At 68.2% G+C, this 20,437-nt stretch carries 12 protein-coding genes; 4 read left to right on the top strand and 8 right to left on the bottom strand.

Features of this window, described 5'->3' with window-relative positions:
- A complete protein-coding gene (locus QHF85_RS23270) occupies positions 1 to 1,473 on the top strand; it encodes an ATP-binding protein (protein ID WP_281329477.1) in 1,473 nt (490 codons plus the stop codon).
- A 16-nt stretch (positions 1,474 to 1,489) separates the two neighbouring features.
- Here QHF85_RS23270 and QHF85_RS23265 read toward each other — a convergent pair whose 3' ends face one another.
- From QHF85_RS23265 to QHF85_RS23245, 5 genes are all read right to left on the bottom strand, one after another.
- Positions 1,490 to 2,341, bottom strand: coding sequence for a hypothetical protein (locus tag QHF85_RS23265; protein ID WP_281329476.1), 852 nt, complete (start codon positions 2,339 to 2,341; stop codon positions 1,490 to 1,492).
- A 101-nt stretch (positions 2,342 to 2,442) separates the two neighbouring features.
- Positions 2,443 to 4,383, bottom strand: coding sequence for a redoxin domain-containing protein (locus QHF85_RS23260; RefSeq protein WP_281329475.1), 1,941 nt, complete (start codon positions 4,381 to 4,383; stop codon positions 2,443 to 2,445).
- 19 nt (positions 4,384 to 4,402) lie between these two features.
- Entirely contained in the window at positions 4,403 to 5,203 is an 801-nt protein-coding gene (locus tag QHF85_RS23255; RefSeq protein ID WP_281329474.1) for a hypothetical protein, read from the bottom strand.
- Between the two features lie 85 nt (positions 5,204 to 5,288).
- A complete protein-coding gene (locus QHF85_RS23250; RefSeq protein WP_281329473.1) occupies positions 5,289 to 9,893 on the bottom strand; it encodes a protein kinase in 4,605 nt (1,534 codons plus the stop codon).
- Between the two features lie 241 nt (positions 9,894 to 10,134).
- Positions 10,135 to 10,998: an STAS domain-containing protein gene (locus tag QHF85_RS23245; protein ID WP_281329472.1), complete on the bottom strand. Its 864-nt coding sequence runs from the start codon at positions 10,996 to 10,998 to the stop codon at positions 10,135 to 10,137.
- 86 nt (positions 10,999 to 11,084) lie between these two features.
- On the opposite strand from QHF85_RS23245, the gene QHF85_RS23240 reads away from it, so the two are divergent.
- A complete protein-coding gene (locus QHF85_RS23240; RefSeq protein ID WP_281329471.1) occupies positions 11,085 to 13,073 on the top strand; it encodes a serine/threonine-protein kinase in 1,989 nt (662 codons plus the stop codon).
- 9 nt (positions 13,074 to 13,082) lie between these two features.
- Here the strand turns inward: QHF85_RS23240 and QHF85_RS23235 are convergent, their stop codons facing one another.
- Positions 13,083 to 14,297, bottom strand: coding sequence for a hypothetical protein (locus QHF85_RS23235; protein ID WP_281329470.1), 1,215 nt, complete (start codon positions 14,295 to 14,297; stop codon positions 13,083 to 13,085).
- A gap of 262 nt (positions 14,298 to 14,559) precedes the next feature.
- Between QHF85_RS23235 and QHF85_RS23230 the strand changes: the two genes are divergently transcribed.
- Positions 14,560 to 15,165, top strand: coding sequence for a hypothetical protein (locus tag QHF85_RS23230; protein ID WP_281329469.1), 606 nt, complete (start codon positions 14,560 to 14,562; stop codon positions 15,163 to 15,165).
- Positions 15,166 to 15,643: 478 nt separating this feature from the next.
- Positions 15,644 to 16,348, top strand: a complete 705-nt coding sequence (locus QHF85_RS23225) for a hypothetical protein (RefSeq protein ID WP_281329468.1) — start codon at positions 15,644 to 15,646, stop codon at positions 16,346 to 16,348.
- A gap of 32 nt (positions 16,349 to 16,380) precedes the next feature.
- Here the strand turns inward: QHF85_RS23225 and QHF85_RS23220 are convergent, their stop codons facing one another.
- Both QHF85_RS23220 and QHF85_RS23215 read right to left on the bottom strand, forming a co-directional pair.
- Positions 16,381 to 16,983, bottom strand: a complete 603-nt coding sequence (locus tag QHF85_RS23220; protein WP_281329467.1) for a hypothetical protein — start codon at positions 16,981 to 16,983, stop codon at positions 16,381 to 16,383.
- Positions 16,984 to 17,943: 960 nt separating this feature from the next.
- Positions 17,944 to 20,292, bottom strand: a complete 2,349-nt coding sequence (locus tag QHF85_RS23215; protein WP_281329466.1) for a M4 family metallopeptidase — start codon at positions 20,290 to 20,292, stop codon at positions 17,944 to 17,946.
- Between the last annotated feature and the right edge of the window lie 145 nt (positions 20,293 to 20,437).

Below are 20,437 nucleotides of genomic sequence, written 5' to 3'. Positions count from 1 at the left end.
ATGCGTTTCCTCGTCCTGGATGACAACCCGGACGACCGCCTCGTGGCCATCCGGTTCCTCTCGCACGAGTTTCCGGACGCCGAGGCGGACGAAGTCTTCGACAAGGCCGGCCTCGAGCGGGCGCTCGCCCGGGGCGGGTACGACGCGGTCGTGACCGATTACATGATGCAATGGATCAATGGCATTCAGATCCTCGAGATCGTCAAGCGCCACTGGCCCGATTGCCCGGTCGTCCTGTTCACGGGCAGCGGCAACGAGGAGGTGGCGGTCGAGGCCATGAAGGCCGGGGCCGACGATTACGTGGTCAAGAGCGCCCACCGGATGGCCCGGCTGCCGCTCGCCGTCCGGCACGCGATCGAGCGGAGCACCGCCAAGCGGCGGCTCGCCCAGGTCGAGACCCACCTCCAGCGGCTCACGGACGCGCTCGACGTCGGGGTGTTTCGCGCCACCCCCGAGGGGGCGCTCCTCTCGTGCAATCCGGCGTTTTTGCGGATCATCGGCCGGAGCACGCTGGAGGAGGCCCGGGGAGCGAGCATCGAAGGCCTCTTCTCGCCGTCCGGATCGGACGAGGTCCGCGGCGCCGAGCGCGAGAGCGTCACGGCGAAGCGTGAAATGGAGGTGCGTCGGCCGGACGGCTCGCGGGTATGGGCGCGGGTGAGCGAGCGCGTGGGGGGCGAGGACGGCCGGACGGTGGTGGACGGGCTCGTGGAGGACATCAGCGAGCGCAGAGCGCTGGAGGAAGGTCTGCGGGCGCGGACGCTGGCGCTCCAGGACGCGGACCGGCGCAAGGATGAATTCCTCGCCATGCTCGCCCACGAGCTGCGCAATCCGCTGGCGCCGATCCTCAACGCGGCGACCGTCGTGCGATACAGGACGGCCTCGCTCTCGGACACGCGGGTGCAGGACGCCTGCATGATCATCGAGCGTCAGGTGACGACGTTGTCCCGGCTCGTCGACGACCTGCTCGACGCGTCGCGGGTGAGCCAGGGGAAGATCACGCTCCATCCCGAGATCATCGACCTCGGCGTGGCCGTGACGCAGGCCGTGGAAATGGTGCGTCCGCTCGTGGAGGCGCGGCAGCAGGCGCTCGCGGTGCATTTGCCTCCGGCGCCGGTGCGGGTGCGCGCGGACCTCACGCGGCTGACGCAGGTCTTCGCGAACCTGCTCAACAACGCGATCAAATTCACGCCGCGGGGAGGGCAAGTCGGCATCACCGTCGCGCAAAACGGGGAGGACGTGGTCGTACGAATCACGGATACGGGCATGGGGATCGACCCGACGCTCCTGCCGCGTATCTTCGATCTGTTCACGCAGGGCGATGTGTCCCTCGATCGCGCGCAAGGGGGGCTCGGGATCGGGCTCACGCTCGTCAAGCAGCTCGTCGAGATGCACGGCGGGGCGGTGACGGCCGAGAGCGCGGGCGCGGGTCAGGGCAGCGCATTCACGGTCCGGCTGCCGACGTCGAATTCGTAGGGGCACCGGGCGCGATTCACCAGGGACCGAGCGGCCCCGTTCGATCCTGCACGACCCAGGGCCACGAGCCGCGGATCAGGGTGACCACGCGATCGTCGACGATATGCCCGATGTGACCGGCGGAGATCATCTTCGCCTCGACGCCCGCTCGTTTCAAAATGGCGAGGGCGGGCGGCGTCGCGGATTCGCAGGCCGCCGTGGAGCAAACGAAGAGGACCCGCTTGCCTCCGCCGCGCGCGAACCGGGAGGCGCGGTCCTCCGTCCAGGAGGTTTGTCCGCCCTCGCCCAGGATGGCGACAGGGAAACGCGCCGGATCGTCCGCGAGGATGGGCACGCCGAGGAAGGCGCCGCGGGAAAACCCTCCATAAATCATCGGCCCTTCGGCCACGTACGGCCCGAAATGCGCGCGGAGCGCCTTCAGGCCCGCGTCGATTTCGCGCTCGAGCTCCTCGGCCGTCGCGAACCCGAACAGCGGCTCCGGCCCTTCGCGAAAAGGAATGCCGTGGGGACAAAGGATGAACGGATACCCCTTCGTCACGCCGAGAAACTCGCCGCAGGCCCATTCCGGGCGATCACGGGATCCGTGCACCCCGATCAGGATGGGCCGCGGCGACGTCGTCCCGATCGGCGCCGCGATCACGGCCTCGCGAAAACCTTCGAGCGGGAGGCGCACGAGCCAATCACCGCCGAGCGGCGGGAGTGCGGGGGCGGAAGGGGCCGGCTCGCTCGACGCAGGCGGGGGCGACGCCGCCGTGGCCGCGGCCGTGGGCGCAGGCGAGGCATGGGGGGCTCGGTCGCACGCCGCGAGAAGGAGCGGGAGCGCGCCGCGCAGGGCGGCTCCCGCGAGGATGCGCGACCGGGCGAGCATCGGGCAAGCGTAGCGCGTCTTCGGGCTGCGTGAAATGCGATGTCGGGGGGACGATGCCGAAGTTCATGCCCTGACCGGGCATGGCCGCAGCGGAGGGAAACTCACTCGGCGAGGAGCTCTTCGATCACCGCGGTCATCGCGTCCGGATCGTATTCGTGGCTCGCGTACCGGACGGTTCCGTCCTTGCCGACGATCACGTCGACCGGGAAGGGATTGGGCCCGACGAAGTTTGCCGTGACGGCCGCGTACGTGCTCGCGGGCTCCTCGACGCCGAGCGGGAAAGAGACCCGGATGTTCTCGCAATACGCCTGCACGTCGCCGATCTGGTCCGTCGTCTCCCGCGGGTTCAGCGCGACGATTTCGAGGCCCTTGTCCCGGTACGACTGCCAGAATCGCTCCTCCACGTCCGGCAGGTGATTCGCGCACACGGGGCAGAACGTGGCGAAGTAGCTCAGCAATAGCACCTTGCCGGCCGAGGCCTCCGACGACCACGCCGTGCCGTCGAGCAGCGTGGCCGTCGTGGGGGGCAGGGGGCTGCCGACGGTGACGCCCGGCGCATTGCCGACGAGGTAGGCCTTGCGAAGGGGGGCCGCGGGGTCGTCCGAGACGATGTGCAGATACCCGACCTCCTCCTCGGCGGCCGACGCGACGTACGTCACTTCGAGCGAGAACGTCTCGCCCGGCTCGATCCGGACCTGCTTCGGCTCGACGCTGAAGGCATTGCCGCTGATCCAGTTGTCCACGAGCGTGAGCGGCGCCGTGCCCTGGTTCGTGACCGGGACCTGGATCGTCTTCGAGGCGCCGGCCGCGACCTTGCCGAAATCGAGGCGGGCCGCCGTCTCGGGGAGGCGAATGTTCGGGGCGAGGCGGTCGGCCTCCAGGCGATACGAATACGGGTTCTCCCAGGCGCCGATGAACACGTCCTGCCCCCGCGCGGCGACGCCGAACGTGCGCATCGTCGGCAGCTCGCGATCGGCATCCTCGTAATCGAAGGGCCTCGGAATGCGGACGGCGGCGACGAAGCGCGGAGCCTCCGGCTTGGCCACGTCGTAGACGCGCACGTCGTTCCACGCGGCCACGAAAATGCGGCCCTCGGAGAACGCGACGCGGAGCGCCGTGCCGGGCATCTCCGCCCGGCCGACCACCTTCGGCTTCGTGAGGTCTGCGATATCGACCACGGCGACGCCCGCGGAGCCGGCGGCGACATAGGCGAAATTCCCGTCGACGACGACGCCGCGCGCCTGCCCGCCGACCGCGACGCGGCCGAGCTCGACGGGCTTCGCCGGATCCGTGGCGTCGACCGTGGCGAACCCGCCGATGCCGTCGGCGACGAACACGTGATTGCCTCGCGCAGCGACGCCCCACGCATTCGTGAAGCCGCCGAGGCTCCCGACGCGCGTGAAGCCATTGGCCGCGTCGTAGTCGTACACGCCGAGGCCATTTTCGTGCAGGCCGACGAAGATGTGGTGATTCGCGACGTCGACGCCCTCGTAGCTGACGCCCGGCTCCTGGAGGACCTGGAGCTGCACGGGCGCCTCGGGATCGGTGATGTCCCAGCCGCTGAGGAACGCCGGGTTTCGGATGTTGCCGAGGTGCGTCGTGAAGACGAGCTTGTCGTCCCACGCGAGGTGCTTGCAGCCGGGCGTGCGCGAATCGCCGGGGATCGTGTGCTTGAGGCCCTTGCCCGTGAGGGCCTCCATGTCATTCGCGTGCTCGGCGTCGATCACATTGAACGTGTAGCTGCAATTGAGGAGCAGGTTGTCCTCGCGAATGCGCACCTCGTCGGTATGGCTACCGACCTCGGCGAGGTTTTGAAGCTGGACGAGCGGACTCAGGTAATGACCCAGTTCGAGCGCGCTCGGCACGCACTCGTTGCCGACCGCCTGCGTGCCCTCGCCGCACGTGAGGCCCGGAGCCGGGGGCGGCTGCTGCTGCGACGGCGGGGCGTCGGAGCAGGCGGCGAAGAGCAGGAGCGAGGAGGTGCCGAGGAGCGCGGCGCGCGTGCGGGAGATCGTTCGTACCCACGAAGGAAGCGTCATCATCGTGCCTTTCTGTGCCAGATCATTCTTTCGATATCACGAGCCAAGTCAGCTCGTTCAGGCCCGTCTGCGGCGCCGTCGCAACGTTCGTGCCATCGGCCTCGCCCGGGACCGGCTCCGAGAAGGCGCCGTCGATTTCGCTGATCGTTCGAAATCGAACCTTCGTTCCAGCGGGCAAATCCGACGGGGCACGGACGGCAATGGGGGAAGAGCTCACGGCGGCGAAGGGGTGCAGGGCATACACGGCGACGAGCTCCTCCCCCGCAGGAACGACCCACGGACAGGATTGGGACGGCGGAATGCGCCGCGCGGCGACGTCGACGAGCGTATCACCGAGGTATGGCGTGAGATCGGCGACGCGCAGGGTCAGCACGATGCCGTCGCCGGCCATCAACGTCTGCGGATCCGCCGCGGCGGGCCCGAGCAGCACGCCCTCCGGAAGGCTCGGGACGTGGAGGGAGCCCACGTCGATCAAGGAATCGTCGACGATTCGTACGGGACAGAGCGCGGCGGACTTCCGTGGTGTGGCGGTCGGGTCCGGCAGGGTCTTCAATGCGACCTCGGCCGTGGGCTCGATCGGGAAATGGAATGTGCCGTCCGGCTCGGCGTCGCCGAAGAGGCAGATGGTCGCCATGCAGGCGAGGACCTTACCGCCGCCGATGGGCTTTTCCGCGTGGTCCTTCAGGATGCCCGAAATCCCTGGTCCCATGGGCGTGGAGACGTCGGGCCCGGCGTCTTTTTCGGTTGGATTGTCGCCGGGAGGTGGATTTCCACAACCGGCGGCGAGCATGGCAAGGAAAGCAAAAGGGGCAAGGTAGCGCATCTCTTCACCGAAGCGCCGCTCGGCGTGGACCCTCGCGGCCTTCGGAGGGTCGCACGCGCCCTATGGAGATGCAAACCGGGTTCCCCTATCGAATCTCCGGCCGGCGCCCGATGGGTTGGGCCATCGCGCGGGCCTCCTCGACGCGGCGCAGGCAAGCTCCCCGGTTGGCGCGGGCCATGGCTTCGGTCACGCGCAGCAGCTCGATCCGGCGCTCGATGGGCATGCAGTAGGTGGTCGCGGACCATAACTTCGGGTCATCGAGGCCGCTGAGCGGCTCGAGGTCGGTCCACACCCGCACGGCCCCGTCGTCGGACGTGGTGACGATGCGCCTGCCATCGGGGCTCCACGCCGCGCCGTTGACCGGGGAATCGGAGCCACGAAGCACCAGGGGCTCGCCCGTGCCGTCGGCATTCCAAACGCGCGCCGTTCTGTCCTGGGAGGCGGTGACGATGCGCTTGCCGTCGGGGCTCCATGCCACCGATTTGACCCAGTGCTCATGACCTCGAAGAATCAGGGGCTCGCCTGTGCCATCGGCATTCCACACGCGCACGGTCTTGTCGGACGACGTCGTGGCGATGCGATTGCCGTCGGGGCTGAAGGCCGCCGAGCGGAGCCCTTTCTCGTGCCCCCGAAGGACCAGGGGTTCGCCCGTGCCGTCGGCATTCCAAACGCGCGCCGTTCTGTCCTGGGAGGCGGTGACGATGCGCTTGCCGTCTGGGGAAAGCGACGCCGAACGGACGGCATCCTCGTGCCCCCGAAGGACCAGGGGCTCGACCGTGCCATCGGCATTCCACACCCGCACGGTCTTGTCGGACGACGCCGTGACGATGCGCTTGCCGTCGGGGCTGAAGGCCGCCGAAAGGACTTCCATTTCGTGCCCCCGAAGGACCAGGGGCTCGCCCGTGCCATCGGCATTCCACACCCGCGCCGTCTTGTCGTGCGAAGCGGTGAGGATACGCTTGCCGTCGGGGCTGAAGGCCGCCCCCAGGACCCAATGCCGATGACGAAGGACCAGGGGCTCGCCCGTGCCATCGGCATTCCATACCCGCGCGGTGTCGTCATACGACGCGGTGACGATGTGCTTGCCGTCGGGGCTCCACGCCGGGGAGACGGCGCCAGCCCCGTGACCCCGGAGGACCAGGGGGTCGCCCGTGCCGTCGGCATTCCACACCCGCGCGGTGTTGTCATACGACGCGGTGACGATGCGCTTGCCGTCGGGGCTCCACGCCGTCGAATCGACCCTATCTGCGTGCCCTCGAAGGATCAGCGGCTCGCCCGCGCCGTCGGCATTCCACACCCGCACGGTCCTGTCCTGGGACGAGGTGGCGATGCGCTTGCCGTCGGGGCTCCACGCCGCAGAGGAAATCCCCTCGTCGTGACCCCGAAGAACCAGAGGCGCGCCCGTGCCATCGGCATTCCACACCCGCGCGGTCTTGTCCCAGGACGCGGTGACGATGCGCTTGCCATCGGGGCTGAAGGCCGCCCCCATGACCCCATCCCCGTGACCCCGAAAAACCAGGGGCTCGCCCGTGCCATCGGCATTCCACACCCGCACGGTCTTGTCCCAGGACGCGGTGACGATGCGCTTGCCGTCGGGGCTCCACGCCGCCCAATAAATTGCATCCTGGTGACCTCGAAGGACCAGGGGCTCGCCCGTGCCATCGGCATTCCACACCCGCGCGGTGCGGTCATACGACGCGGTGACGATGCGCTTGCCGTCGGGGCAAAATGCCGCCGAATTGACCTTGTCCTCGTGACCTCGAAGGACCAGGGGCTCGCCCGTGCCATCGGCATTCCATATCCGCACGGTCTTGTCCCAGGACGCGGTGACGATGCGCTTGCCGTCGGGGCTATAGGCCGCGGAATCGACGACGTCCTCGTGCCCCCGAAGGGCCAGGGGCTCGCCCGTCCCATCCGCATTCCACACCCGCGCGGTGTGGTCATGCGATCCGGTGACGATGTGCTTGCCGTCGGGGCTATAGCGCGCGTCGCTGACCCCACCCGGCTGGCTGATCACCGCGGGAGCGACCCCGCTGTGCAGCGCCCAGCGCGCGAGGAACGACCACTCTCGCGGCAGAACGGGCGGCTCGATTTCGCGCAAGATGGCGAGCACGGTCGTGGGATCGGCTTGCAGCTCGCGCGCCGTGGCCATGCGGGTGGCATTGCGCGCGTTCCGGGCTTCCTCCTGCGCACGAGCCGCTTCATGGCTGGCGCGAACCGCCAGGTACGACACGACCACAGCAATCACGCCGAGCGTGGCCATCACGCCCAGGGCAAGCCGCCTTCGCAATCGCCGCGCGCGCCTGGACAGGGCGACGACAGCCAAAAGATAACGCTCTTCGCGTGGCCCGAGCCCGGCGCGCCAATCGGCGCCCTGCTCGGCGCGACGGCGCTCGTACCACGCGCGTGCATCCTGCGCCGCGCGATCGCGCCAGAGCAGGCCCTCGGCTCGCCCGCTCGCCTCCCACGGCTGCGCTGCGGCGCGCAGGCGGGCCAGGAACTGCGCATCTCGCTCGCTCTCCGCGAGCCATTGCCCGAGCTTCGCCCACCGATCGATCAAGGATTCATGGACCAGCTCCACGGTCGTCCCCTGGCGCTCGCCCCCCGTCTCGATGAGCAAGAGCCGCGCGTCGGCCAGATGCTGAACCACGCGCGCAATGGCATCGTGGGCGCTCTCCTCGCCGTCGCGAGCCTGGGCAAGCTCGCAGAGCTCGTCCAGGCTCACGACCGCGCGCGTGCGTTCGGGCGTCACCAGGCGTAGCAAGACCGCGCGCGCGAGCCGCTGCTCGGAAAGCGACATCGCCGCGAGCACGGCATCCGCGTGGGCGGACAGCGCGCCGGCCACGCCGCCGATCTTTTCATACCCCTCCTGCGTGAGCAGCCGGCGCTCGCGATCCCGCGACTCCCAGAGCTTCGTCGCCGTGAATTGCAGGAGCGGCAAAGGGCTCCGCGTGCTCTCCAGCGTGTGGAGCACCTGCTCGACCGTCTCCTCGGTCTGGAATCGATGACCGGAGGCTTCGAGGGGCCGTATCAAGGCTTCCCGCAGGCCGTCGCGCGCCATGGGCGGCAAGAACCAGAGCCCGCGGGCCACGTCGGCCATGAAACGGCGCTCGCCGGCCATGCGATCGAGAAAGTCGGAGCGAATGGCGAGGAGCACGCGCAGCGGAGACGAGGCGTCGTCGGCTGCTCCCTCCAGACAGGCGACGAACGCGGCCCGCTCCTCGGGGGCGGCGCCGAGCGTGTAGAGCTCCTCGAATTGATCGACGAAAAGCACGATCCGGTGCCTCGGTCCGCGACGACGGCAGCGGGCGCGCAGCCGAGCGCCCAGCTGGCCCGGTTGCGCGCGCAAGGTGGCGACGAGCCCGTCGTGATCGTATTCGGCCGAGCCTGCCGTCTCGATCACCTGCACGAGCACATCGACGAGCGCGAACAGCGGCTCGCGACCCGGGCGCAGGAGGAACGCTTCCCAGCCGTCCCCCGAGCGCTTCAATGCGGGAATCACGCCCGCGCGCACGAACGACGATTTGCCCGCCCCGGAGGGCCCGGCCACGGTCAGGAGCGGCTGGTTGCGCAGCCATCTCGTCACGGCGGCGATATCACGATCGCGACCGAAGAATCGCCTGGCGTCCGCCTCCTGGAACGCGGCGAGGCCGGCGAACGGGCTCTCGTCTTCCCGCAGCGGGAGCGGCTGCTTGCCGGGCAAGAGCGCCTCGAGCTCCGCGAGCAGCTCCTTGGCCGAGCCCATGCGCTCGTCCTTGCGCTTTTTCAGGCAGCGGTCGACGACGTCGCCCAGCGCGCCCAGGTCGGCGCGTTTCTCGTGGATGCTGGGCATGGGGACATCGAGGTCCAGGACCTCCGAGAGCCGCGCGAACGAGAACGGGTCGAGCGGGTGCGCCCCCGTGAGCAGCTCGTGGAGCATGATGCCCACGGCCCAGACATCGGCGCGGGGATCGATTCCCTTGCCCAGCAATTGCTCGGGGGACATGTACGGGGGCGACCCGACGATCGCCTCGTCCCGGCGCTCGGCGACGGCGACGGCGGGCTCCGCGTGCGCGCCCGTGATCGTCGAGGCCACCTGGACCTCGACCTGCTTTGCAATGCCGAAATCGACCACCTTGATCGGCCCCGCGTCGTCGAGCAGGATGTTCTCCGGCTTGAGATCCCGATGCACGATCCCGAACCGGTGCGCGCGGACCAGCGCGCGCACGACGGGGAGCACGAGCTCGATGGCCTGGCTCGGCGACATCGCTCCGGGCGCGCTCGGCCCGGTCATCCAGTCGCGCAGCGTCCGGCCTTCGATGTATTCGAGCACCATGTACGGATATCCGCGGATCTCGTCCACCTCGTGAATGACCACGATGTTCTCGTGCTTGCAGCGAGCCGTGGCCCGCGCCTCGGCCAGAAAGCGCTCGGCCTTGTCGCCGCTGTATTCGTGGAGGAGCTTGATCGCGACCAGGCGGCCGAGCTTCGTATCGCGGGCCAGGAAGACCGTCCCCATGCCGCCCCGGCCGAGCTCGCGGATGAGCTCGTAATGCTTGATGGTGGCGCCGACGCCCACGGGCAGGGGCGCCGAGGTCGCGCGAGAAGGGACGCGCCTGGCAGGCCGCGCCGCGCGTTCGGGCAACGGGGACGTGCTCGCGTCCGCTCGCGTTTCGGGCTCGGGAGGGGACTCGGCGCGGGCGTATGCCATTGCGCGCGTGGACACCGCGCCACGAGCAGGCGACCGTTCGTCTGGTCGGTCGCGTTTCTTCATGCAGTCGTCTCTCGACGCGCCGCGCGCCGCCGCCCCCGAGGGGAAGCGTAAGGCAAGGAGGACGGGTGAACCAGCGACCGCTCAGCGCTTGTCCTCGGCCATGCTGCGAAACCGTGCACGCAGCCTGAGGTTTTCCCCGAGGTCGGCTGCGCGGGGACGGACGCTTGGGCTCTTCAGGTCATTGTCGGCGCATCTGCCGCACGCATTCTTGCAAAGCGTCGCGCAGGGTGGCGCGCATGTGCTCGCTCGGAAACTCCATGTCCATCAAGGTATGCACCACCATCGGCTGGGCACCGGTAAGCATGCCGGTGACGCCCATCAGGCGTATACACTGCAGCAATCTCATGAAGAAGTTTCCCGTGCTGGTATCGATGACGTCGACGCCCGTCAAATCCAGGAGCACGAAGTATGGCTGCTTGTTGACAATCGTATCGAGCGTGTTCTCCGTGACCTGCGCGAAGCGCATCGAATCCACGACGCCGTTGAGGGAAACGAGCAGCACACCCTTCCAGACCTCGATGATGGGCACGGTCAGAAAACGGATGACCTCTTGCTGCCTCTCGATCAGCGCGAGCTTCCCTGCGAGCTCCGCCTGTTGCTCCACCGCGAGCCGACGCTGCACAACCTCGCCGAACCGCTTCGCGACGAGCGCGAGAAAGCGCCTCTTCTGCGGCGAGAGCAGCGACGCGACGGCCGGCCCCTCGACACGATGCACCGTGAGCGCGCCGATCTCCTGATCCCCGTTGAGGATCCGCGTGACGTGGCCTCCGCGCCCCTCGTGGAACGTCCGCGTCGCGAAGTCTTGGTCCCCGAGGCTCACCCGCGCCGCAACCGGCTCACCTTCGAGGAACGTCAGCGGCACGAGGTCCACCATGCGCTGGCAGATCTCCCCGCCCGGCACTGTGTCGAGACGAACCAGGTCGTCCAGCGCGACGAGGCACGACAGCTCCTGCTCGCGCTCGGCGAGCGCCCGCCGCACGTGCCCGACCTCTTCATGGAGGCCCCAGGGCCGCTCGTCCGGCCGCTCCGTCGTGTCGTCCATGCCGGCCGCGATGCTGCCACAAAGCCACCCGGCCCGGGAAGAATCGCGGTAGCATCGCGGGCGATGCGCGAGAGCCGGATCGAACCATGCCGCTCCTGAACGCCGGACAGCACCTGACGCCGACGCTCAAGCTTCTGCGTTGCCTGGGCATGGGCGGAATGGGCTCGGTATGGGCTGCGGAGAACCTCGCGCTCGGCACCCAGGTCGCGGTCAAGCTCATGGCGCCGGTGCATATCAGCAATGCGCCTTCCACGCAGCGATTTCGCCAGGAGGCCCAGGCCGCCGCTCGAATTCGCAGCCCTTACGTCGCCACGGTCTTCGATCACGGAATGACGGAGGACGGGCAGCCCTACATCGTGATGGAGCTGCTCGAAGGCGAGACCTTGAAACGACGCCTGCAGCGCCTCGGTCCGCTGCCTCCCGAGGATGTGCTGCGGCTCTTCGGTCAGACCGCGAGGGGCGTTGGGGCGGCGCACAAGCTCGGCGTCATCCATCGCGACATCAAGCCGGACAACCTCTTCGTGATCGATGACGAGGGCGAGCCCTTCGTAAAGGTCCTCGATTTCGGCATTGCGAAGCAGCTCGACGCGACCTCGGATCTGACGGCGACGGGCGTCGCGATGGGGACCCCGCCCTACATGAGCCCGGAGCAATACGACGACACGAAGCGGGTCGATCTCCGCACGGACCTCTGGTCCATGGCCGTCGTCACGTATGAGATGCTCACCGGAAAACTCCCGTTCGAAGGGTCGACGCTCGTCGTCCTGGCGATTGCCATCGCGAAAGGTGAATTCCGGCCGCCGAGCTCGCTGCGGCCCGAGCTGCCGAGATCCGTCGACGCGTGGATGGCGCGGGCACTCTCGGTCGACGTGGCGGGCCGCTTCGGCTCGGCGATGGAAATGGCAGATGCGCTCGCCTCCGCCATGAAACCGGCGCCGGAACGGGAGCGGCGCTCGAGCATCCCCGCGGGCCCGCAGGTATCGCTGCCCCACGCCGACACGGAGCCTGAGGAGGTGCCGCGCTCGAGGGCGCCCGGGAAGCTCCTGCCGGATGCGATCGGCGCGCGCTTCGAGCCGGCCCCACGGAGCGTCGGAAAGGCGGCGCCGGCGGCAGGTCCGGACGGCGGCGAAGAGCTGCGCCTCGAGATCGCCGACGACCCGGAGCGAGGGGTCTTGTCGCTCGATATCCTCGGCATTCCGACCTGGGGACGTGCCCTTTCCTTCGACGAGCGCGGCGAATCGCTTTTCGTGGCGTTTGCGACGGGGGAGGTGGTCTGCTTCGACCTCGCTCGAAAGCGCATGCGCTGGTGGAATCGTGCGAATGTGCGAGCAGACTGTCTCGCGACGGGCGCCGGCTACGTCGCGGTTGGGTACGCAGACGGCCAGATCCGCGTGTTCGACGCCGACACAGGGACGCAGCAGATATCCCTCCTGCACCCGACGCCCTTTGTGCGGGCCCTGGCCATCAATCCGAGCGCAAAGGCCCTGGCGTCGTCGGGCCATGACGACCAGGTGGTTTTGTGGAGCCTGACCAAGGGGGAGCGCCTGCAGGTCGCGTCCGCGCAAGGCGGGGGCGTGCGTGCCATTGCATTTGACAGAAGGCTCGGCCTGTGGGCCACGGGCTCACCCGCCGACCGAACGGTGCGCGTGTGGGACGCTTCATTTCGTCCGATGCAAGTGCTGCGCGGTCATGGCAGCGCCGTGCGGAGCCTGGCATTCGCCCCAGATGGCAGTTACCTCGCGGCGGGGTGCCACGACGGAGCCCTGGTCCTCTGGGCGACCCGACGATGGACGCTAGAAAAGACGCTGCGGGGGCACAAGAAGCCCATCGTCTCCGTGGCGTTTCTACCGGGCGCAGGCATCGCTGGTTCGATCGTGACCGGCGCGGAGAACCTGCGCATCTGGGGCATCGTCACCGGCAAGACGCAGGTCATGCTGGGCTCCGGCGAGGTCGAGGTCACCGGCGTGGCCGCGAGATTGGACGGCAAGGGCATCGCCTCCGCGACGGCGGACGGGAGGGTGCTCGTCCATCGATGGCCGATCCATCCGAGCCTCGGCGCGCCGTCGTCGAAATGATGCCCCGCGCTACTTTTTCTTCTTTTTCACCGGCGGCGGCCTTTGGAACCTGGGGTCTTCCGGCAGCCAAGGGACGCGCCGGTCGATGGGCTTCGGCGCGCCGGGCAGCAATGGTTTCTCCCCGGCCCGTTTGACCTCGAACGATACGCTCACGACGTTCACCTCGTGCGCGCCGATGTCCGACAGATCCCCTATTGCGTGAATGCCGACCGGGATGCAGAAGTACCGGAGCTCCTCATCGTCGAGCACGTCGCTGTCGGGAATGGAATTCCCCTTCTCGTCAGGGTGGCCGTGCACCTCGCCCGTCTTCAGGGCCTCCTTCGTCCTGGCGGCGATCCGCAACATCGCCTCGTTGGCGCACTTGGGCTTGATGACCGGCCCCTTGGCCCCCGATGGAAGCTGGATCCTCGACTCGACCTTCACGACGACCGTGACGCCCTGTTTGTCGGAGCCCATTTGCAGCGCCTGGCCGTCGAGCGAAGCGCGCACGGATGCGACGACGCCCGCCCAGTGATTCGCGTCGTTGTCGGTGGAGCTGACGAGCCGGACGCCTTCGACACGCCCGTCCGCGCTGAGCTTCACCTCGAACGTGGCGCGCGCGTCCTTGACCGCAGAGGCACGCACCGCCGAGGCGACGGTCTGCGCGACGCGGCCGGCGGCAGGGATTTCGATCCCTCTTTCTTTGTCCTGGGAGTGCAATGTGCCGGAGAGAACGCGGCTCGCGCTCTCACGATCGACGGGGGCCGCGTCCATCGTCGTTGCCGCAGGTTTGCCGCCGGAGGGCGCAGAGACGACGCCAGGAACGGACCAGATGGGCGTCCCGAGGCCAGGAACGCCGGAGCCAGGATGCGTGGGCGGAGGGCCGCCGTATTCGTCCCCGGCAGCACGGGGAGCGGGAGCGGATTCGGGAGCGGGAGCGGGTTCGGGAGCGGGAGCGGATTCGGGAGCGGGAGCGGATTCGGGAGCGGGAGCGGATTCGGCGACGCGGGCGGTGGCGGTCACGCGGGCGGGCGCGGTGGCGGTGGCGGTGGCAGGCGTCGTCGCGGGCGTGGGCGCGGGCGGCGTCACGGGCTCGATATCGATCGTCGCATCCGCCTCGACGGACGGCGGAGGCGAAGCGGGAGGCGGAAGCGGCAGTTCGCGGTGCAACAGCCTCAAAAGCAGGACGTGCACGAGGAGCGCGACGGCGATCGCCGGAATCTCACGACGTCGATCGTTCCCCATGACCGGAGCCCTATGGCATGCGCCGTGCCGTGCAAAACAGCCGCCCCAAGGTCGCAGGAAGAGGCGGTACGAGGGCGCCCGGTCGCGAGCCAGCCCCGAGCACTGTCGACGGAGAGTCCACAACGGAAGCGGCGAGTGAACTCCCCGTCGACAGCGATGCATCGGCGGTAGCGTCGGCGCGGGGCGCTTCGGGCTGGCACGATGGCTGCTTGGACGGCGCGTGCACGGTTTCCATCGAAACGTCTGCCGGAGAATACATGGCATGCTCAGACAACGAGCTTTCGGGCGCGAAGCGCTCGTGACAATGCGGCTTCACCTCCTCGTCCTCGTGGCTTGCGCCGCTTTCGTCGGCTGCGGGCCTACCCTGCCGGCCTTGGCCGCGGACGACTGCCCGAGCGCACTGGTGAAGGGGCAGCCCTCGCAGATCACGCTCGTCTCGAGCGCCGAAGGGGTCTCGTTCGAGCCGCCGAAGAGCTGTAGGGGCTCGTATCCGGACGCCCCGGAGTATTACATCCGCGTGCACGGCCACGGGAAGCGCCAGATCGATTACAGCAAGCGCGATCCGAATGCATGCGACGCCCCCGACGCCGACCCCGTCGCGTGCCCGAAGGTGCATTTCATGGCGATCGGCTCGTCGGTGCTCGGGGCGATGAAGAAGGCGCTCGGGGAGAACGCCGATACCCTGGGGCTCGGGGCCTGCGCCGACCACAACGTGCCGCTCGACCAGTGGAACATGTCGAGCCGCGTCCACGACTTTCGCTACGCCGACGAGGCGCTCCGCATCATCGACGCAGAGCTCCGCCGTTATGACATCGGCGACGACTGGGGGCTGTCGATCAGCGGGATCGAATGCGCCGAGCTCTTGTAGACGCGCGATGGGCCGGCGTGCGAGCGGCCCGCGCCGTCTGTTTCTCGTGATCAGCGCCCGCTGACGAGCAAAAACCATCGCTGTCCATCGTGACGAGCGCCCCCTGATGAGCAAGAGCCCCCGCTGTCCATCGTGACGAGCGGCCCCTGGCGCCCATCAACCGCCGCTGTCCATCGTGATCAGCGGCCCCTGACGCACAAGAACCGCCGCTGTCCATCGTGACCCGCGTCCTCTGACGCCCCAAGAACCGCCGCTGTCCATCGTGAGCAGCAGACCCTGACGAGCAAGAGCCGCCGCTGTTCATCGTGAACAGCGCCCCTGACGCCGATCAACCCCCCGCTGACCACGCCGACGTCGGCTTCCTGCTCCTCCACGAATGAAACCTTCCGCCTTTCGTTCAACGAGCACCTGCTCGCGCGCCTCTCCGCGCGGGTTTGCCGAACACGCACATACCGGGCCTCGGGCCCAGGGGACCACCATGCGCAAGTACCGCCAGAATGTCTCGTCGACCGTCCGTTTCGAGTATGGCGTCGAGCTCGCCGCCGGCCTCTCGCAATTCCCGGAGACCACCGCCGCCGCGAATGACATCCGGGCCGTCAACGACGCCCTCGGCGCCCAGCAAGACAAACGCCGCGCCCTGCGCATCCCCGTCGTCGAGGCCCGCGCCGCGCTCCGGTTCGCCGAGCTCGGCGCCGAGCGCGTGATTCGCTCGTCCCTCCGCGCCGCGGAAATCGAGGACGGCGGCCGGCGTGGTCGAATCTGCGCGTGCCTCTTTCCAAAAGGCCTGCGCCCCGTCGTCATCCCCATGGGAAAACGTCAGGTGAGGCCCCTGAAGGAGCTCGTCGAGCGGCTGCAAAACGCAAAACTCGCGGGGATCGACGTATACCGCGCCGCCTGGTTGCCGAAGCTCCTCTGCGCGCTCGGGAGCCTGGAAGCCGCCGTCGACGCGCACCTCGCAGCGCTCGCCGCGCACGACGAAGCCTTCCAGGTCGAGCTCGCGCTCCGCGACGCCCACCACGACGCGGTGGACAAGGTGATCGGCGTCGTCCGCGCCGCCTTCCCGCGGGATCGCGAGCTACAGGACGTGATCTTCCCGGTCGTCGAGGCGAGCCGGAAGGCCGGAGACGCCGAGGCCGACGAGCCCGAAGCCGAGCCGACGAGCGTCGCGCCCGCCGAGAGCTGAGCGAAGACCAGTGACAGCGGTGTCGTACTGTCTCAAAATCGCGCCGCCACCCGGAACCCGACGCCCACCCGGCCAAACGTGACGCCATCGGCGCCGAGCGCCGCGCTCACCAGGCCGTAAGGACCAAACGACACGTACGGCACGCGCACGTCGATGCCCAGGTCGGCTTCGAGATCGCCCACGACGCGCAGCGAATGGGCCTCGTCGATGCCGTTGCTGCGCAGCCAGACCGCTCCGGCCTCGACGCCCACCCAGGGATCGACGACGTAGCTCGGAAGCACGTCGAAGCGCGCCGCCGCCCCGGCCCGGAACATGCCGCGCGAGCAGCCGTAATCGTCGTAAAAGCAAGCATCCCCCCCGAGCGCGTCCCCCGTGAACGAACCGTCGAAGTAGCCGCCCACGCCGACGTTGCGGTGGGGGCGGTAGTAGCCGCTCACGCCCATGGAGAGGTACGCGCCGCCATATCCGAGATAACCCACGGTGCGCAGGCCGATGTCGGCGACCTCGGTCGCCTTGTCGGCGGGCGCGGGTTGGGCGTCGGCGGCGCGTGCTTCCACGGGGACGGCAAGGGTGAGGCCGGTCGTCACGGCCAGGGCCAGGGAGAACCGTGCAGCGGCATCGATAAGCTTGGTCATGCCACGGCGCGTGGCAAGGCGCGTGCCGGGGCCAGCTGGCGCGGGTAGGGGCGACACCTCCCGCGGGCCGCGTCGGCCGCTGCGTCTACCGGCTGAACACCATCTCGAACAATGCGATGTCGTTCCCAATCATCCCGAAATTGTACGTCATTCCGTTGTACAAGCGCCTTCTTTGGACAGCCACGCCAGGCGACGAAGCGAACGAGATGTAGAGCTTCGTGTCACCGCCGCATGAATATCTCCACCGACAAGTGTAATCGCGGGTCTCGCGCGGCTCGAGCGAGAATTGGGAACTGGAGCCCGTCCCGCACGCGAGGGAGAAATTCCGGGTCGCCCCCGTTGTATTGCTGATCGTCGCCGTCTGGCTCACCTCCGCCTCCCCGTGGCACGAAGTGCTCTCGTCCTCGCACTCGAAGCGAGAGTGCGTCCTGTTCCATCCCCAAGAGCACGCTGCCGAGGCATCTTTCGAGACCCCGAGGAAGGCCAAAAACCCGAGCACGACGAATGGTGTTGTTTTCAGCATCGCGTCCTCCGTGCTTCACGCTCGGCCCCATGAGCTTCGAGGCCAAGCGCGTACGCGCCGGCCCCCGCTCTGTCGATCGCACCTACGGATGACATGAGACGCTCGCCGGCGTGTGTCCACGATCGACGCGCGAATGCCGGCGGCGACGCGACTCCGCCTCCGTTATTTCCACGATGGGAGGAGGACATTGGCAGACGCGTGTACGCCGTATCCTGAAGAGCCGAGCGCGCTCAGAGCTCATCGCAGGCGAACCACGACGAGCTTCGGAGATGCTGTCCTAGAACATCGAGCGGTTTGACAACCGCTCGATGTTCTAGGCTCTTTCGTCCCGAGGGGGACGCCTCGCGTCCCCCTCTCGGCCAGGCGAAGCCCGGCCGATTCACCCCCCGAGGGAAGATCGCTTCGCGATCTTCCAGAGCATCGAATTGTTCGATGCTCTAGTTGGCAGCGCCCGGGGTGAGGTTCGCGCAGACGTTCCAGTCGACCGAGGCGTTGTCCGTATCGGCGCCGTTCGGCACGCGGCAAAGCGAGCGGGTCAGGGTGTTGCTGTCCGCGGTGGTGAACGCCGTGCCCTCCACCAGGCTCACGGTGCCCACGCCCGGAAGGATCGCCGCGGTGACGCTGCCCTCGTAGGAGAGCTTGTCGACGACGCTCGCGCCGCACACCAGCGCCACGCCCTCCGTGTCGTTCTGGATGACATTCGACGACGTCGAGAAATTGATCTTCTTCGCGCCGGCGGGCACCGACACCGTGCTCGACCCGACCACGAGGTATTGGCCGGCGGCGAGAGAGCCGGCCGGGCTCAGATCGAACGTGCTATAGACAGCGCCGTTCGCGCCATTGACGAGGACGAGCGAGCACCCGGAGAGGCTGACGGCGCCGCCGGCCGGGTTGTAGATCTCGACGTATTCGCTGCCATCGGTGCCGACGGTGTCATAGTCGATCTCGTTGATCACGAGGTCGGCGGTCGTGGCTGCCGGCGCGGTGAACGAGCCCTTCAGGGTGACGCCCGAGTACGAGAAGAGAAAGCTCTGGAGCTCTACATAATAGGTCCCAGCCTGGATGTTCGAGATGGTGCAGCTCTGCGCGCTTCCGTTGGCCATCAGGAAGCAATCCGTGCCCTGCGCCAACGAGCCGAAATAGACGGACATGATGTAGGAGTTGCTGACGCCGGCGCTGATCTGGAAGGTCAGGTTCGTGGCGCCCGCCGGGACGTCGAGCGCGTAATACTTCGCTTGGCCCACGCCGCCGCTGATGTTGCTGAGCGGCACGTTGTTCTGGAGCGGGGTGGACGGCGGCGGCGGCGGCGGGAAGACGTTGACGGCGTCCCAGGCCTTGGTGACCGCGTCGATCTCCGCCTGGGTGAACCCGAGCTGCGTCGCCGCCTGCACGGTCGCGACCTTGGCGTCGTAGAAGGTGGCGTACGAGGTCAGGATGTCGACGTTCGCCTTGTAGAAGACCCGGGCCGCCTTGAGGATGCCGATGCCGGTCACGTTGACGGAGGACTTGCCCTGCGGGTGCGTGCCGCCCTGCGAGAGGAGGTAAAACGCCAGATTGGCGATACCCGAGCTCAGGTGGACGTCGGCGGAGCCGGCGTCGGCATTGTAGAAATCGAGAGATTCACCGTCCTGGGCCGGGTTCGCCATGTAGCGCAGGCCGTCGCCCGCGATCGCCGGCGTCCATACCTCGTCGCCCACGATCCACGTCTTGGCGCTCACGACCTGGCCATCGCGATACCATTCGCAGACCGCGCCGAAGATGTCGCTCATCGCCTCGTTCAGGCCGCCGGACTGGCCCTCGTAGGTGAGGTTCGACTCGCTGCCGGTGACGGCGTGGGTGAGCTCGTGGGCCGTCACATCCATCGAATGCGCCAGGTTCGAGGAGGTCACGCCGTCCCCGTCGCCGTACACCATCTGCGTTCCGTTCCAGTACGCGTTGACGTAGTTGGTGTCGAAATGAACGGAGCTGATGAGCGCAGCGCCGGCGTTGTTGTAGGAGTCGCGGCCGAACAGATTCTTGTAGCAGTCGTACGTCTTGCCGAGCCAATCGTAGTTGATGTTGACGGTGGTATCGCTGCTCGCCGCCTGACCCTCGCTCCGCATCAGCGTGCCCGGGAGGGTGTTGAAACCCGGGAGGTCGGGTAGATTGTTGGCCGTATACACCTTCCGGTTCTTGGCGGTGTGGATGTGCGGCATCCGGAGCGCGATCGAGCCGTCCGCCGCGTCCACGAGCACGGTGTCCCGCACCGGGGTGCCGTCCTCGAGCCGGCCGTGGACCTCGACTTGGTAAACGAGCGCGAGCCGCTTTCCGGCCGCGTAATAGGCGAGCGGCGCCTCGCCGTCCACGGAGACGTCCGCCGCCTCGGTGCCGTCCCGGGCCGCGCCGAGCGCGTCCGAAAGCTCGATGGTGGGCGCCTCGTCCGCCGGCAGGTCGCTGCGCGCGCTGCCATTGGCCGCGATGATCACCCCGTCACGCACGTGGAGCACGAGCTCCGCGCCGAGGACGGGCAGGCCATTCTTGGTCTGCGAGAAGCGGAAGTGCTGGGCCCCCTGCTCATCGGTCCGAGCACGCCGGAGCGAGAGCTCGCTCGCGTCCGCGAGGAACACCGGGGCGATGGCCGAGAGCGCCGCGTCGAAATCGGTCGTTTCGATGTGAGCCGCTGTCGCGAGCTGGCCCAGGTTCCCTGTGACGAATCGAGGGATCGCGTCGTCGTCGATCTGCACCACCTCCGCGGCCGGCAGCGCCGCCACGTGCCCAGGGATGTCCGCGCGGCGCGTGTCGCGCACATCGCCCACATCCGCGTCTGTACCCTGGCATGCCGCTGCGGCGAGGATCACCGTAGCGAGACCGAGACCCCGAATGAGCTTTTTGCGGATCAATGCCGTCTCCCTTCAATCCCCGAGCCGCGCTCCCACGAGCGTTTCGAGGTGA

The organism is Polyangium sp. 6x1, from assembly GCF_029946515.1.
Classification (GTDB): domain Bacteria; phylum Myxococcota_A; class Polyangia; order Polyangiales; family Polyangiaceae; genus Polyangium.
This window is presented reverse-complemented; position numbering and strand designations above follow the sequence as displayed.